The sequence below is a fragment of the Chromohalobacter sp. 11-W genome (assembly GCF_029889905.1).
Classification (GTDB): domain Bacteria; phylum Pseudomonadota; class Gammaproteobacteria; order Pseudomonadales; family Halomonadaceae; genus Chromohalobacter.
The window spans coordinates 52,499-66,696 of record NZ_JARANZ010000010.1; the positions used below are offsets into that span (position 1 = coordinate 52,499).

The 14,198-nt window shown below is 61.8% G+C and carries 13 protein-coding genes; 6 read left to right on the top strand and 7 right to left on the bottom strand.

Annotated elements, in window-relative coordinates; all coding sequences use genetic code 11:
* Positions 1-39: 39 nt before the first annotated feature.
* Entirely contained in the window at positions 40-1,356 is a 1,317-nt protein-coding gene (locus OP494_RS13955; protein WP_280541641.1) for an L-fuconate dehydratase, read from the bottom strand.
* A gap of 322 nt (positions 1,357-1,678) precedes the next feature.
* Here OP494_RS13955 and OP494_RS13960 point away from each other — a divergent pair, with 322 nt between their 5' ends.
* Both OP494_RS13960 and OP494_RS13965 read left to right on the top strand, forming a co-directional pair.
* The gene (locus OP494_RS13960; RefSeq protein ID WP_280541643.1) at positions 1,679-3,208 is read left to right on the top strand and encodes an altronate dehydratase family protein; all 1,530 of its coding nucleotides are present in this window, start codon (positions 1,679-1,681) and stop codon (positions 3,206-3,208) included.
* A gap of 42 nt (positions 3,209-3,250) precedes the next feature.
* Positions 3,251-4,252: a GntR family transcriptional regulator gene (locus OP494_RS13965; protein ID WP_348521704.1), complete on the top strand. Its 1,002-nt coding sequence runs from the start codon at positions 3,251-3,253 to the stop codon at positions 4,250-4,252.
* A gap of 18 nt (positions 4,253-4,270) precedes the next feature.
* Here OP494_RS13965 and OP494_RS13970 read toward each other — a convergent pair whose 3' ends face one another.
* The 6 genes from OP494_RS13970 to OP494_RS13995 all read right to left on the bottom strand — a co-directional run bounded on the left by OP494_RS13970 (position 4,271) and on the right by OP494_RS13995 (position 10,520).
* A complete protein-coding gene (locus OP494_RS13970) occupies positions 4,271-5,161 on the bottom strand; it encodes an NAD(P)-dependent oxidoreductase (RefSeq protein WP_280541645.1) in 891 nt (296 codons plus the stop codon).
* A gap of 19 nt (positions 5,162-5,180) precedes the next feature.
* Positions 5,181-6,248, bottom strand: a complete 1,068-nt coding sequence (locus tag OP494_RS13975; protein WP_280541647.1) for an Ldh family oxidoreductase — start codon at positions 6,246-6,248, stop codon at positions 5,181-5,183.
* Positions 6,245-7,753, bottom strand: a complete 1,509-nt coding sequence (locus OP494_RS13980) for a tripartite tricarboxylate transporter permease (RefSeq protein ID WP_280541649.1) — start codon at positions 7,751-7,753, stop codon at positions 6,245-6,247. Before OP494_RS13980 ends, OP494_RS13975 begins: the two co-directional genes overlap by 4 nt.
* A 3-nt stretch (positions 7,754-7,756) precedes the next feature.
* On the bottom strand, positions 7,757-8,224 hold the full coding sequence (locus OP494_RS13985) for a tripartite tricarboxylate transporter TctB family protein (RefSeq protein WP_280541651.1): 468 nt from the start codon (positions 8,222-8,224) through the stop codon (positions 7,757-7,759).
* Between the two features lie 13 nt (positions 8,225-8,237).
* Positions 8,238-9,215, bottom strand: coding sequence for a tripartite tricarboxylate transporter substrate binding protein (locus tag OP494_RS13990; RefSeq protein WP_247620120.1), 978 nt, complete (start codon positions 9,213-9,215; stop codon positions 8,238-8,240).
* Positions 9,216-9,386: 171 nt separating this feature from the next.
* On the bottom strand, positions 9,387-10,520 hold the full coding sequence (locus OP494_RS13995; RefSeq protein WP_280541656.1) for an iron-containing alcohol dehydrogenase: 1,134 nt from the start codon (positions 10,518-10,520) through the stop codon (positions 9,387-9,389).
* Between the two features lie 162 nt (positions 10,521-10,682).
* Here OP494_RS13995 and OP494_RS14000 point away from each other — a divergent pair, with 162 nt between their 5' ends.
* The 4 genes from OP494_RS14000 (at position 10,683) to OP494_RS14015 (ending at position 14,191) form a co-directional block, all read left to right on the top strand.
* Complete coding sequence (locus OP494_RS14000) at positions 10,683-11,657, top strand: LysR family transcriptional regulator (RefSeq protein ID WP_280541659.1); 975 nt, start codon at positions 10,683-10,685, stop codon at positions 11,655-11,657.
* A gap of 102 nt (positions 11,658-11,759) precedes the next feature.
* A complete protein-coding gene (locus OP494_RS14005) occupies positions 11,760-12,527 on the top strand; it encodes an SDR family NAD(P)-dependent oxidoreductase (protein WP_280541662.1) in 768 nt (255 codons plus the stop codon).
* Positions 12,528-12,652: 125 nt separating this feature from the next.
* Entirely contained in the window at positions 12,653-13,114 is a 462-nt protein-coding gene (locus OP494_RS14010; protein WP_280541664.1) for a hypothetical protein, read from the top strand.
* Between the two features lie 75 nt (positions 13,115-13,189).
* Positions 13,190-14,191, top strand: a complete 1,002-nt coding sequence (locus OP494_RS14015; protein ID WP_280541666.1) for an NAD-dependent epimerase — start codon at positions 13,190-13,192, stop codon at positions 14,189-14,191.
* The last annotated feature ends 7 nt before the right edge of the window (positions 14,192-14,198 follow it).

The window sequence follows — 14,198 nt, forward strand, 5'->3', positions numbered from 1 at the left end:
CCCCCTGTTGAGACTTCATCGTTAGTCGTAGATGGCCAATTAATTTTCGCTGGAAGCCTCATGCCAGGCCTCTCCGTCGGGATAGCGATGACGTTCGAGAGAGTCATCATGCATGGTGATGCTGTAGCCGGGGGCTTCGGGAACCTGATAACGGCCTCGGTGAATGCGCACCGGATCGACGAAGTGTTCATGAAGGTGGTCGACGTATTCGAGGATGCGACCGTCCAGCGAGCCGGAGACGGCGATATAGTCGAACAGCGAAATGTGTTGCGTGTACTCGCACAGCCCCACGCCACCGCCGTGCGGGCAAACCGGCACGTCAAACTTGGCGGCCATCAGCAGCACCAGGATCACTTCGTTGAGTCCGCCCAGCCGCGCGGCATCGATCTGGCAATAGTCGATGGCATCGGCCTGTAATAGCTGCTTGAACATCACGCGGTTATGGCAGTGCTCGCCGGTGGCGACACCCATGGGGTCGAGCCGGCGACGAATTTCGGCATGGCCGAGGATGTCGTCGGGGCTGGTAGGCTCCTCGATCCACAGTGGATCGAATTCCGCCAGGTCGCGCATGTTGGCGATGGCTTCGTCCACGTCCCACATCTGGTTGGCGTCCATCATCAGCTCGCGGTCCCAGCCGATTTCATCACGCAGTATGCGGGCGCGCTGGCGATCCTCCTCGAGGTTGCCGCCGACCTTCTGCTTGAAATGGGTCCAGCCTTCGGCCAGCGCTTCGCGCGCCAGGCGTCGCATCTTGTCCTCGGAGTAGCCGAGCCAGCCGGCGGAAGTGGTATAGCCGGGGTAGCCCTCGGCGCGCATGTGGGCTTCGCGTTCACTTTTGCCGGCTTCCTTGCGCTTGAGCAAGGCGATGGCTTCCTGCGGCGTCAGCGCGTCGGTGACGAAGCGGAAATCCAGGCACTGGACCAATTGCTCGGGGGACATGTCCGCCAGCAGCTTCCAGACTGGCTTACCTTCGCGCTTGGCCCATAGGTCCCACACGGCGTTGACGATGGCCGCCGCCGCCAGGTGCATGACGCCCTTTTCCGGTCCCAGCCAACGCAGTTGGCTATCACCGCTGGTGAGGTCGCGCCAGAAGGTGCCCATATCGGCGGTGATCGCTTCGAGATCGCGTCCCACAATGCGCGAGGCCAACGCCTCGACACCCTTGACGCAGACATCGTTGCCGCGCCCGATGGTAAAGGTCAGGCCATGGCCTTGATGGGCATCGTCGGCATCGGTGGTCAGGGTCACGTAGGTGGCCGAATAATCCGGCGCTGCGTTCATGGCGTCTGAGCCATCGAGCTGCCGCGAGGTGGGAAAGCGAATGTCACGCGCTTGTAGGTGGGTAATCGTGGTCATGATCTAGCGTCCTGAAGAGAGAGCGGTCTGCGCCGCGTCAACGAGTGTTATTCAGGATCAGACTAAGGCGAACTATCAATAACAGGCCAATCGCAATTTTATTGTGGCGATTTCTTCTGGTTATCGCGTGATGCGAGGGCTCGCGGGGCTGCTTCTGGTGCGTTAAGATTTTAATTGAACATTGTGTGCAATATTCAATATTGTGACGTTGGTCTAATCGACGTTTTCCGAGCGGCGTCTGAGAGTACGTTTAGAACCAATGTCCCGAAATCGATGCGTCCCACCGTGGCGGCGAGGCGTGTCCTTGTTACCGAGGTCCATCATGCAGCTCATCAATACGACACCGTCGGTCATCCGACTCAACGCGACCGATAACGTGGGGGTCGCCACGCGTGCCGTGCCGGAAGGCTTGCCGCTCGGCGTCGACGAGTGCGTGGCACGTCACAATATCGATGCTGGACATAAGGTGGCGCTGACGCCGCTCGCCAAGGGTGACAGCGTCATCAAGTACGGTCAGGTCATCGGCCGGGCGAGCCGTAATATCGCCGTCGGCGAGCACGTGCATACCCATAATCTCGACATGCTCGAGCGCGATACGGCGCTGGAGGGCTTCGAGCCTTTTCCGCGTACGCCGGCGAGTGACACGGGGCGCACTTTCATGGGCTATCACCGCCCCAACGGTCAGGTGGGCACGCGCAACTATATCGGTATTCTGTCGACCGTGAACTGCTCGGCGACCGTGGCCAAGGTCGCCGCCGAACGGCTCAATGCGGAGGGTGAAATCGCGGCATTGGGTTTCGATGGCGTGGTGCCGATTACCCACGGTTCGGGCTGCGCGATGAATACCGAGTCCGAGGGATTCGCCTTTCTCGAGCGCGTCATCGCGGGCTATGCGCGGCATCCCAACTTCGCGCACGTGGTGATCATCGGGCTGGGGTGTGAAACCAACCAGGTCAAGCAGTTGGTGGAGAAGTCGGGCCTGGAGGATGCCGCGCGCCTGGCCTACTTCAACATTCAACAGGTCGGCGGCACGCGCGCGAGCATCCAGATGGCCTGCGACAAGGTGCTGGACATGGCGCGCAGCCGCGAACGCGATGAGCGACGCCCCGCGCCGCTCCATCACTTGAGCGTGGCGTTGCAATGCGGTGGCTCGGATGGTTATTCGGGTATCACCGCCAACCCGGCGCTGGGGCACGCCGCTGATCTACTCGTGCGTCACGGGGGCAGCGCGATCTTGAGCGAAACGCCGGAGATCTACGGCGCCGAGCATTTGTTGCTGGATCGCGCGGTGGACGTGGACGTCGCGCGGAAGCTGCTGGAACGCATCGCCTGGTGGAAGCATTACACCGAGATCAACGGCGCGGAACTCAACAACAACCCCTCGCCGGGCAACAAGGCTGGAGGCTTGTCGACGATTCTGGAAAAATCCCTGGGCGCGGTGGCCAAGGGTGGGGCATCGAGCCTCAACGATGTGCTCGAATACGCCGAGCCGCTCAAGGTGCCGGGCTTCAATTTCATGGACAGTCCCGGTTATGACCCGGTCTCGGTCACCGGACAGATCGCCTCGGGCGCGACCGTGGTGTGCTTCACCACCGGGCGTGGCTCGGTCTCCGGTTTCAAGCCGGCGCCATGCCTCAAGCTGGCCACGAATACGCACATGTATGAGACCATGAGTGAGGACATGGACCTCAACTGTGGGGCCATCATCGACGGTGAGGTCTCGGTGGAGGAGATGGGCGAGGCGATTTTCGAGCGGATCGTCGCCGTTGCGTCCGGCGACGCCAGTGCCAGCGAATCGCTGGGCTATGGCAGCAATGAATTCGTGCCCTGGATGGTCGGCGCGATCACCTGACGAACGCCGCGCTGCCATCACGTTCAGGAGCGCTCGAACCGCGTGCACGCATCAATCGGGGAGTACGACAGCCGCATGGCCAGATCGTTGAAGGATCAACTTTATCGGGTAGTCCGCGAGGCCATCGAGGATGGGCGTCTCGAGCCGGGGTTGGTGCTGCTGGAAGGACATCTCGCCGAGCACTTCGCGATGAGTCGTTCGCCGGTACGCCAGACCTTGGCACGCCTCCATGCGGAAGGGCGAGTCTGTCGCTTCGAAGGGCGCGGCTACCAAGTCGGCGCACAACCCGGCGACGCGGTGCGCCGCTCGCTGGGAAAGAGCGATTTCCGCGCTTCGCGTATCGAACGCACGGATACGTGGCGTGCGCATGCCGAGGGCGTAGAGCGCGACGTGGTGCTGTGCTCGATGAAAGGGCGCTTCGAACTCAACGAACTGCAACTGGCGCGCTCGTTGTCGGTGAGTCGGACCCTGACGCATCGCATCCTGCTGTATCTGCAGAGCATCGGGGTGGTCGAGAAGGTCAAGTACAGCAGTTGGACGGTGGTGCCGCTGGACGACACGCGCCTGCACGATCTTTACCAGGCACGGCGTCAGCTAGAACCGTTCATGATGACCCGTGCCGCCGAGACGTTGAGCGACGCGGACATCCAGCGTTATCTGACGCGCCTGGATAATGCCGCGCGCGATTACCCCCAGGTGCCCAGCGCATTGCTCGATGCCCTCGAGAATGACCTGCACCATGAGGCACTGATGCGCGGCAACAACGCCGAAATCATGACCATGTTGCGTCGCACGCGGCCGATTCTATTGATTAGCAAGCACCTATTGGGCTCGTCGATCGAGCTGCCCAGCGTGGCGCCGTTTTTCGACGAGCATCGATATGTGTTCGAAAAGGCCCGTGCCCGTCACGGTGAAGGCGCGGGACGCGCGCTTGAAGAACATCTGGCACGCTCCGAATCTCAGGTGCAGGCGCGTCTGGCCGATTTTCGCGATGCCGGCGCGATTGAAGTGCCGGATTATCTGCGCGAGGTCGCGCCTTCCTGATCGGCGACCTGCCGCCGGTCAGCTCGGGCGTTCGCCGTTGCGCCGGCGCAGCTCGCGTATCAAGGCGCTGTGGTCAAGCTCGCCGTCGCCGTGCGCGACCAGATCCCTGAACAAGCCATCCACCAAGCGCGATACCGGAAGCTCAAGCGATAATTCATCCGCGAGTTTTTGCGCGGTTTGCGTGTCCTTCCACTGCCATTTGGCGGGTCCGCCGGGGCGGAAATCTTCCCTGAGCATGCGTTCGCCGTGGACTTGAAGGATGGTCGAGTCGGCAAAGCCGCCCAGCAAGGCCTCGCGCACTTTGGCGGGGTCGGCACCGCCGCGTTCGGCGAGCAGCAAGGCTTCGGCCACCGTGGCGATAGTGTTGGCGACGATCGTCTGATTGGCCAGCTTGGCGAGTTGGCCGCTACCCGCGGGGCCGACATGCACGTCGCGTCCGAGGTGCGAAAAAAGCGCTCTCGCTTGCGCGTAGGTGGCCGCTTCGCCGCCGACCATGATCGCCAACGTGCCGTCGATGGCGCCGCGTTCGCCACCGGACACCGGTGCATCCAGATAGCCGACGCCCGCTGCCTCGGCGGCCTGGGCCTGGCCCCTGGCGGCCTCGACCGGGATCGAACTCATCACCACCAGAGTCGCACCAGGCGCCATGTGGGCGATCACGCCGTCGTCACCTAGCAAAACGTCGTCGCATACCGGTCCCGAGCTGAGCATGACCATGATGAGATCGGCGTCGGTGGCGGTGTCGTTCGCCGAATGGGCTACTTCGATACCGTGCTCGTGCAGTGTCTCTGTCTTGTCGGGCGTGCGGTTCCAGGCGCGGACCCGATAGCCCGCCTCGGCGAGACGGCGAGCCATCGGCGCGCCCATGAGGCCGGTGCCGATCACGCCGATGGTGTTGATATCGTGCATGCGCTTATCTTGTTTCATCTCATAACCCCAGTGCGCGACTCAACGAACCGTCTGCCAATGTCGAGCCGGCGACGGCCTGGCGTAGCGAGTCGACGACATCATCGGGCAGGGGAATTCCCTCACGTAGATACCGCTGGCGCTTGGCGAGGCCGGATTGACCGGGCAAGCGCACCGCGACCTCGGGGTCGGCGCGCTCGGCATCGAGGCAGCGCCGGGTGAGGAAGTCGGTTTCCTCGACGAAGGCATCGGTGCCGCCGAAACGTGCCGGATCGATGACCATCACCGTGGCCGAGGCGCCCCATTGGGTCGGGGCGTCCTTGCGACCGAAACCGCCGAGCGCCGAGGTCAGTGCTTCGACCATCAGCCCCAGGGCGAATCCCTTATGACCGAAGGCCTGCCCCCCGAGTGGCAGAATGCTGCCGGGCGGTGTGGTGAAGAAGTCCTCGGGGTCGTCGCTGACCGTTCCCCGGTTGGTGAGGATGGCCGGATGCGCGAGCTTGCCACCTGCGGCGCGTGTCTTGTTGACGGTGCCGTTGGTGATGCTCGACATGCTGACATCGATCAGCATGGGGTTGTCGCGACCCGGGATGCCGATCGCCAGTGGGTTCGGCGTGTACACGGGCGTTACGCCGCCATAGGGCGCGACCGACGCCACTGTGGGGTCCGAGCTGAGCACGATGGGCACCAGGTTGCGCTCGACGAGGGGGCGCAAATAGGCCGCCAGGCAGGCGATGTGATGGGAGCGCTTGAGCGTGACGATGCCGATACCGAATCCTTCGGCCGCTTGTCGTGCATGTTCCAACGCGCGCCTGACCAGGTACGGCCCCAACACATAATGCCCATCGATCGCGGCGGCCACGGGGCTGCTTTCCGTCATCTCGAGCGTGTCGGGGTCGCCGCTCGCCTTGCCGGCCTTGAGGTCCTTGAGATAGCCATGCGCGAGTTTGATGCCATGCGTGTGGTGGCCGAGGAGATCGCCCTCGACCAGCACGTCGGCGGTGGTGTCGGCGACCTCTCGATGTGCGCCGGCCTCCTCGAAGAGGGCCGTCAAGAGCTCATGAAGTTGTGCAGGTGAGTAGGTGGTCATGGCGTCCTCGGGGATTGGGGAGCGCCGCGATAACGGCGATAGAGGCGAATGAACAGCGGCACGAACCAGATCAGGATGACCATGGCACCCAGGCCTGCGCTGATCGGGCGTGAGAAGAAGCTGAGCAGGTCGCCGTTGCTCTTGAGCATCGAGCTCATGAAGTTGTTCTCCAGCGTGCCGCCGAGTACCAGCCCCAGAATGGCCGGGGCCATGGGGAAGTCGTTGCGCGCCAGGATGAACGCGACCGAGCCGGTGATCAGCATGATCCAGACATCGGTAATCGTATTATTGATGGCAAAGGCACCCACGATGCAGAAGCACAGGATGATCGGCATCAATATCTTGCGCGGTGTCAGGATGAAGACCTTGGCCGAGCGAATGGCGATATAGCCGATGGGCAGCATGATCAAGTTGGCGATGAAGAACACGATGAATAGGGCATAGATGAGGCCGCCACCGTCCATGAAGATGGTGGGCCCGGGGTTCATGCCTTTCATGTACAGCACGCCGATGACGATGGCGGTGATCGAGTCGCCGGGAATGCCGAAGACCAGTGCGGGCACCCAGGCGCCGCTGATGCCGGAATTGTTGGCCGAGCTGGCGTCGACGATGCCCTCGATGTGGCCGGTGCCATAGGCGTCCCTGTCTTTCGACCGGCTTTTGCCCATGGCGTAGGAAATCCAGGCCGCGATATCGGCGCCAGCGCCGGGCAGCGCGCCGATCAGAGTACCGGTCGAGCTCCCGCGTAGCAGGTTGCGCCAGTAGCGCTTGAGGTGCTTGGGAACGCTGCTGAAGACCTCGTCCTTGTGCACGGCGGGGACGTTGCGGCCCTCGTTGCGCGAGCCGTAGAACATCATTAGCTCGTTGAGCGCGAACATGCCGATCATCACGGGGATGAAATTGACGCCGGCCATCAAATCCGGAATGCCGAATGTGAAACGCGGGGCGCCGCTCATCATGTCGAGACCGACGGTGGAAAGCAGCAAGCCTACCAGCAAGGAAAGGAAGGCCTTGGTCTTGGACCCGATAGAAATGAAGATCGAGCAGCTCAGGCCCAGCAAGGCCAGCCAGAAATACTCGAATGAGCTGAACTTGAGTGCGACCTCGGCGAGCGAAGGCGAGACGAAGACCAGCACCAGCGTGCCGAACAATCCGCCGAACATCGAGCACACCAGGTTGGTACCCAGCGTTTCGCGCGCGCGCCCTTGTCGTGCCAGTTGATGCGATTCGCCGACATAGGCGGCCGACGCGGGGGTACCGGGAATGTTGAGATAGGTACCGGGAATGTCGCCGGCAAAAATGGCCATCGCCGACGTGGTGACGATCGCCGCGATGGCGGGCGTCGGGTCCATGTAAAAGGTGATGGGCACCAGCAGCGCGACGGCCATGGTGGCGGTCAGCCCGGGCACTGCGCCCACGAATACGCCGAAAATGGCCGCGCCGATGATTACCAGCAACGTCTGGAAATTGAAGACCAGCGCCAGGCCTTGCAGAAATGCATCCATGGCTTACCCCCAGATGCTCATGAGGCCCTCGGGGAGGGGAATGAGCAGGTAACGAGAGAACAGAAGATCGACGATCAGCGCCGCGACGAGGGAAACGCCAAGTGCCAGCAGAGGCGGTGTGCGCCGTGCCAGCATCAATACGAACATGACCAGGGCGAGGCTGAGCAGGGCGCCCAGCCACTCGCTGGTGAGAATATAGAAAACGATGGCGAGACCCGGCAGGATGGAAAGCAGCGTATTGCGCAACTGCTCACGGTCCATATGCCAGGTCATACCGTGCCCGATGCCCTTGAGTGCCCCGACATGACTGATTGCGAGTATCAGACCGCCAATCATGAACCCTCCCCCGATGAGGGAGGGAAACAGTGAAGGCCCATACTGCAGGCTCGGCATGGTGGGGAACTGCTGGGCCACGAGATAGACGATAGCGCCCGCTGCCATGAACGCGAGGCCGAGGAGGAAGTCTTTCATCGTGGCCTCCCGGCTATTTGGCCAAACCGACTTGTTCGACGATCTTGCCGAAGCGTTCGTCCATGTCCGCCATCAGCTGGCCGAACTCCTCGGCGTTGCGCCATTCGGTACCGAAGCCTTGCTTGGCCATGAACCCTTGGTAGGTATCGCTGTTGTAGGCGGCTTCCAGCGCGTCTTCCAGCGTCGAGACGATTTCGGGATCCATGCCTTTGGGGCCTGCGATACCGCGCCATTCACCGATTTGGTAGTCGCTGCCGATAGCTTCCTGAACCGTGGGGACGTCGGGGAAACTATCCAGGCGTTCGGGTGCCATGATCCCCAGGCTGTTGGCACGTCCGGCTTCTATCATCGAACGGCCTTCGGGCACTGAGCTGGGCACGATGTCGATGCCGCCGGCGGCGAGTTCGGTCATGGCGGGCGCCGCGCCTTGGCTGGGAATCCAGGTGACGCGGTCGGGTTCCATGCCTTGGTCCATCAAGAAGCCGGCGAATGCCAGGTGCCAGACGCCCCCTTGGCCGGTACCGGAGGCGGTGTAAGTGCCCTTGGGTTGTTCGCCTACGGTTTTAACCAGGTCTTCGAGGTCATCGAAGGGACCGTCGGCGGCGACCTGAACGCCTGCGTAGTCGTAGTTGATCTGGGCAATCGGTGTGTAATCCCGATAAGTCAGATCGGTGAGGCCTTGCCAATGCATCATGTTGATCTCGCCCGTGACCAGTCCGAGCGTGTAACCGTCGGGATTGGCGCGGGCGATGGCGCTGTGGCCTACCACGCCGCTCCCGCCGGTGCGGTTGACGACGTTGACCGTCGCGCCGAGTTCTTCTTCCAGCGCCTTGCCGATGGTGCGCGCGGTGGCATCGGTACCGCCGCCGGCGGCCCACGGTACGATGATAGTGATGGGTTTTTCGGGGTAGTCGGCGAGAGCCGGTCCGGCGATGGCGGTGAGCAGGACGGCGATGCTGGCGAGTCCGGCTTTATTGTGCAGTTTGAGCATGATCGATCCTTGTTATTGGCGTGTCATGAAGTGTTGTCGTGCACGGGATGCGTCTTTCAAGTTAGTTCTTAATGTACATTGTACGCAATATTCATTTATCTAGACTTTGGTCTATCGAGTAGGTTGAATCTCCTCTTTTTTCAGTTAGTTAAATTTCTTTAAAAGTAATCTTCATAGCGCCTCCAAGAGCATGCGCTGAAAATCGTCGTGCGTCGGGGCACGCGGGTTGGTGGCAGTGGAATGGTCTTCCAGCGCCCATTGGGCAACCGGTGCCAGACGTTCGCGTGTGACGCCCAGATCGCTCAACCGCATGGGCAAGCCCAGGTCGATGTTGAGCTGGGTGAAGGCCTCGACGACATCCGTTCCGGGGGCCAATCCCATCGCATCGCGCAGCCGGGCGAACTTGTCGTCGCAATGGTCCTGGTTGAAGCGCAGCACGATGGGCATCAGCAAGGCATTGAGCGTGCCGTGGTGGAGCTTCAGATCGTGAAAGCCGCCCAGGGCGTGGGAAAGAGAGTGCACCGCGCCGAGACCTTTCTGGAACGCCAAAGCCCCTTGCGTGGCGGCCATCAACATCTCTCGGCGTGCTTCTAGGTTGCTACCATCGTTGACGGCAGTGCGGATATAGCGCGTGGCGCGTTGCAATCCATCCAGGGCGATGGCATCGGCGGGTGGGTTGAAGCGCGGACTGAGGAACGTCTCGACACAATGCGCGATGGCGTCCATGCCGGTGGCGGCGGTCAGGTGCGCCGGTAGCGATAGCGTCAGCAGTGGATCGCAGATCGCTACGTCGGGAATCAGATGCGGCGAGAGGAAGCCGAGCTTACGTTCATCGCGCATGCTGATCAGGGCGGCGCGTCCGACCTCGCTACCCGTTCCCGCCGTGGTGGGAATCGCCACCAATGGCAGCACCTGGCTGCTGATATGGGCGGCACCGCCCTCAATCATCGCATATTGCCGCAATGGCGCGGGATGGCTGGCCAGCAGGGCGACCCCCTTGGCGAGATCGATGCTCGAGCCGCCGCCCAGGGCGACGATGCCGTCGCAAGCATGCTCGCGGAAACGGGCGACGGCGTCTTCGATGGCGACCTCGGTGGGGTTGGCGGGCGTGCCGTCGTAAACCGGAGCGGGACGTGTACCGCCGATGGCCGCTTGCACGCGTGTTACCAAGCCGCTGGCGGTAAGGCCGGCGTCGGTGACGATCAATGGCGTGTCAACGCCGAGCAACGTCAATTCTTCGGCCAGGTCGTCCAGGGCATCGTCGCCGAAGCGTATCTTGGTGAGGTAGTTGATGGTCGCACTCATGCCGCTCTCCCTATGTGCCTTGGCGACCAAGGCGGTGATTGTTGTTCATAGTGGTGCAACGCGTGTTGTTGTCTTATCGCTCAGGCTATGGCCGCATTGAAATCACAATCCAATCGAAGTTTATGGCATTCTGATTCGTTCTGGTTATCAGGAAGGGCAATCATGACGGCGGGCAAGCTTTCACACGCACACCTGTGTGCCTGGTTACGTTTCAAGCATCTGATGTTGCTGACCACCTTGGCCGAAAGCCGCAACATGCATGCCACAGCGCGGGTCATGCATCTGAGTCAGCCGGCGGCGAGCAAGATGTTGCGCGATCTAGAGGCCTATTTCGGGTTCGCACTTTTCGAGCGTTTGCCGCGGGCCATGCAGCCCACCGAACTGGGCGAGCAGGTCATTCGTCATGCGTGGATCCTGCTCAACGACATGGAACGCCTGGTGGATGACATCAATGATCTACGTGAAGGGGGCTATGGCCAGCTACTGATCGGTGCCATCGCCGCTGCTGCGCCGGAAATCCTGCCGGCGGCGATCGCGCGTCTCAAACGTGACCGGCCACGCTTATCGGTGAGCCTGCAGGAGCAAACCAGCGATCGCCTGTTGCTCGAGCTCGAGCACAAGCGCCTGGATGTCGTCATCGGACGTTTGACGCATGTCAGTCAGCACAATGTATTCGACTTCGAGCCGCTACTGGATGAGCCGCTGCGGGTCGTGGTGCGCCGCGATCATCCTTTGACACGACTTGATCACGCCCCGGGCCTGGATGAACTGAGCCAATGGCCGTGGATATTGCATCCGCTGTCGAGTCCCATGCGTGGTGTATTCGAGTCGGCCCTGGCGGAAGAGGGCATCGCCACGCCTGCCAACGTGGTCGAAACCACTTCGATTCAGGCAACTCTACAATTGTTGCAGTCTTCGGACATGCTGGCGGTCTTGCCGCGCTCGGTGATGCGGCGACCGCTGGCGGGCGGGCAATACGTCGTGCTCGAACGTGTGATCGGCAAGCCGCTGGACTACTACGGCATCATCACACGGCGTCAGGAACCACACTCTGCTGCCGCCGACGAGTTGATCGCCCATCTGCGGCAGTTGGCCAGTGAGGCGCTGTTGCCGACGGACGTTACGAACGACACCTAAGTCTAATGCCCGGGGAGGCGACGATCTGAAATCCTAGGATGACAATCTGTGTGATGTATGACAGCGCGTGCATGGCACGTTCTAGCGTTCAAGGAGATCACGATGTTCGATGAATTGCAGGGTAAGCGTGTGCTGGTCACGGGGGCGAGCACAGGGATCGGGGCCGCCGTTGCTCAGCGTTTCGGTGCGCTCGGCGCGCATGTCGTCGTTCACTACAACGCCAGCGAAGCTCCGGCTCGCCAAGTGGCCGAGGCGATCGAACGCGATGGCGGCAAGGCGTTCACACTGCAACAGGATGTCAGCACCGCCGAAGGGGCGGTCGCGGTGGTCGACCGGGCCGTCGAGCAACTGGGTGGTTTGGATATTCTGATCAATAATGCCGGCGACATGCTGGGGCGCGTACCGGCGGGCGACATCGAGGCCGAGCATTACGCGCGGGTCATGGATCTCAACGTCCGCTCGGTGACTCTGGCGACGCGCGCGGCCATCGCGCATTTTCGCCGTCAGGGCGAGGGTGGCAAGATCATCAATACCACCTCGGTGGCGGCACGCAACGGCGGTGGCCCCGGCGCGTCGTTGTATGCGTCGGCCAAGGCGTTCGTGAGTTCGTTCACGCGGGGCATGGCCAAGGAACTCGCGGCGGACAATATTCGCGTCAATGCCGTCGCGCCAGGGGTCATCGTCACGCCGTTCCACGACCGACACAGCAGCGACGCGCAGCTCGAGGCCATGCGTGGCGGTATTCCCATGGGACGGCTCGGCACACCCGAGGAGTGCGTAGGGGCATTCCTGTTCCTGGCCACCGATGCCTTGAGTGGCTATGTCACCGGCCAGATCGTCGAGGTCAACGGTGGGCAACTGATGCCCTAGGCATTGCCTGTAAAGTGCCTGATTCGATGCGTCGATACGTTGGCATCGGCCCACGCCGTGCCTGAACCGCGAGGCCATCGCTGGTATCCTTGTCGTCATTCTTCTTCGAAAGATAACGGGATTCCATGGCCTCGCTTTCCTTGTTCCTTTCCATCCTGATTTCTGCGGTGGCGCTGACAGCCGCCTTTACCATGCTGGTCTATCGCTGGATGGGGCGGCGTGCCTCGTCTTCCAAGCCACGTGGGAAGTCACGTGGCAAGAATGCTGCGTCCAAGCGTTCCACTACCTCTTCTCGCAAAGATTCCTCTCGGGCGAGCGCCAAGACGCAAAAGCAGCCTCCTTCGCGGCCCCGACTATCATTTCCACGCTTGCCGACATGGCTGCGTGCCAGCCTGCCGTTGGGGATGATGCTGACACTGATCGCGGCCGTCGGGCAGTTGGCATTGCAGGGTATGCACAACGCGCATCAGGTAGCCGCGGGCGATCCGCGTTTGCCGTCGCTGGAAAACGTGCTCGACGGTATTTCGTTGCTTGCCCTGGTGCTCTTGTTCGTGGGTATCGTCGCTTGGCTTGCGCCTCGTCAATGAAGCGCGGTGCATGGATCGGCGCGTCCCAAGCGCCATGCTATAGTGCGCGCCATCATAGGAGAGACCGGTAACCCCATGAATATTCTGATTACGGGCATGGCCGGGTTCATCGGTCATGCCGTGGCCAAGCGCCTGGCGGCCGATGGCCACACCATCGTCGGCATCGACAATCTAAACGATTACTACGACGTGGCGCTCAAGCAGGCGCGCCTCGACGATCTGGCTGCGCACTCCAATGTGCGCTTCGAGTGCATAGACCTCGCCGATCAGGCGGCCATGCAGGCGCTCTTCGCCGGTGAACGCTTCGACCGCGTCATTCACCTCGCCGCGCAGGCTGGGGTGCGTTACTCGCTGGACAATCCGCATGTCTACGCGCAGTCCAACCTCGTCGGCCACCTCAACGTGCTGGAAGGCTGTCGCCATCAGCAGGTGCCGCATCTGATCTATGCCTCGTCGAGCTCGGTATACGGGCAGAATGCGCATGTGCCGTTCTCTACCGCCGACGCCGTGGATCATCCCATCAGCCTCTACGCCGCGACCAAGAAGTCCAATGAGCTGATGACGCACAGCTACGCCCACTTGTACGGCATTCCTTCCACGGGGCTTCGCTTCTTCACCGTCTATGGCCCGTGGGGACGCCCCGACATGGCGATGTTCAAGTTCACTCGGGCGATTCTTGCCGGCGAGCCGCTGCCGATCTTCAACCACGGCGAGCTGTCGCGGGATTTCACCTATATCGACGATATCGTCGAGGGCGTGGTACGCATTCAGGACGTGATTCCCCAGGCCGATCCCGAACGGCAAGCGACGGCACCGGATCAAAGTACCGCGCCGTTTGCACTCTATAATATTGGCCACGGGAGCCCCGTGGCATTGATGGATTTCGTGCGCGCGCTGGAGCGCGTGACCGGGCGCACCGCGCAATGCGACTACCAACCCATGCAGCCGGGGGACGTACCGCGTACCTGGGCGGATACCGAGGCGCTTTTCGAAGCGGTCGATTACCGCCCGGCGGTCGGCGTCGAGGAAGGCGTGGCCCGCTTCGTCGACTGGTATCGCGCCTTCTATCAAGTTTGATACCCAC

Bases quoted from the DNA above. Each gene is read 5' to 3' on its own strand.
- OP494_RS14010 (WP_280541664.1), top strand. From the start codon at position 12,653: ATGGCCTCGCTTTCCTTGTTCCTTTCCATCCTGATTTCTGCGGTGGCG.
- OP494_RS13995 (WP_280541656.1), bottom strand. From the start codon at position 10,520: ATGAGTGCGACCATCAACTACCTCACCAAGATACGCTTCGGCGACGAT.
- OP494_RS13975 (WP_280541647.1), bottom strand. From the start codon at position 6,248: ATGACCACCTACTCACCTGCACAACTTCATGAGCTCTTGACGGCCCTC.
- OP494_RS14015 (WP_280541666.1), top strand. From the start codon at position 13,190: ATGAATATTCTGATTACGGGCATGGCCGGGTTCATCGGTCATGCCGTG.
- OP494_RS13955 (WP_280541641.1), bottom strand. From the start codon at position 1,356: ATGACCACGATTACCCACCTACAAGCGCGTGACATTCGCTTTCCCACC.
- OP494_RS14005 (WP_280541662.1), top strand. From the start codon at position 11,760: ATGTTCGATGAATTGCAGGGTAAGCGTGTGCTGGTCACGGGGGCGAGC.
- OP494_RS13970 (WP_280541645.1), bottom strand. From the start codon at position 5,161: ATGCACGATATCAACACCATCGGCGTGATCGGCACCGGCCTCATGGGC.
- OP494_RS13990 (WP_247620120.1), bottom strand. From the start codon at position 9,215: ATGCTCAAACTGCACAATAAAGCCGGACTCGCCAGCATCGCCGTCCTG.
- OP494_RS14000 (WP_280541659.1), top strand. From the start codon at position 10,683: ATGACGGCGGGCAAGCTTTCACACGCACACCTGTGTGCCTGGTTACGT.
- OP494_RS13960 (WP_280541643.1), top strand. From the start codon at position 1,679: ATGCAGCTCATCAATACGACACCGTCGGTCATCCGACTCAACGCGACC.
- OP494_RS13980 (WP_280541649.1), bottom strand. From the start codon at position 7,753: ATGGATGCATTTCTGCAAGGCCTGGCGCTGGTCTTCAATTTCCAGACG.
- OP494_RS13985 (WP_280541651.1), bottom strand. From the start codon at position 8,224: ATGAAAGACTTCCTCCTCGGCCTCGCGTTCATGGCAGCGGGCGCTATC.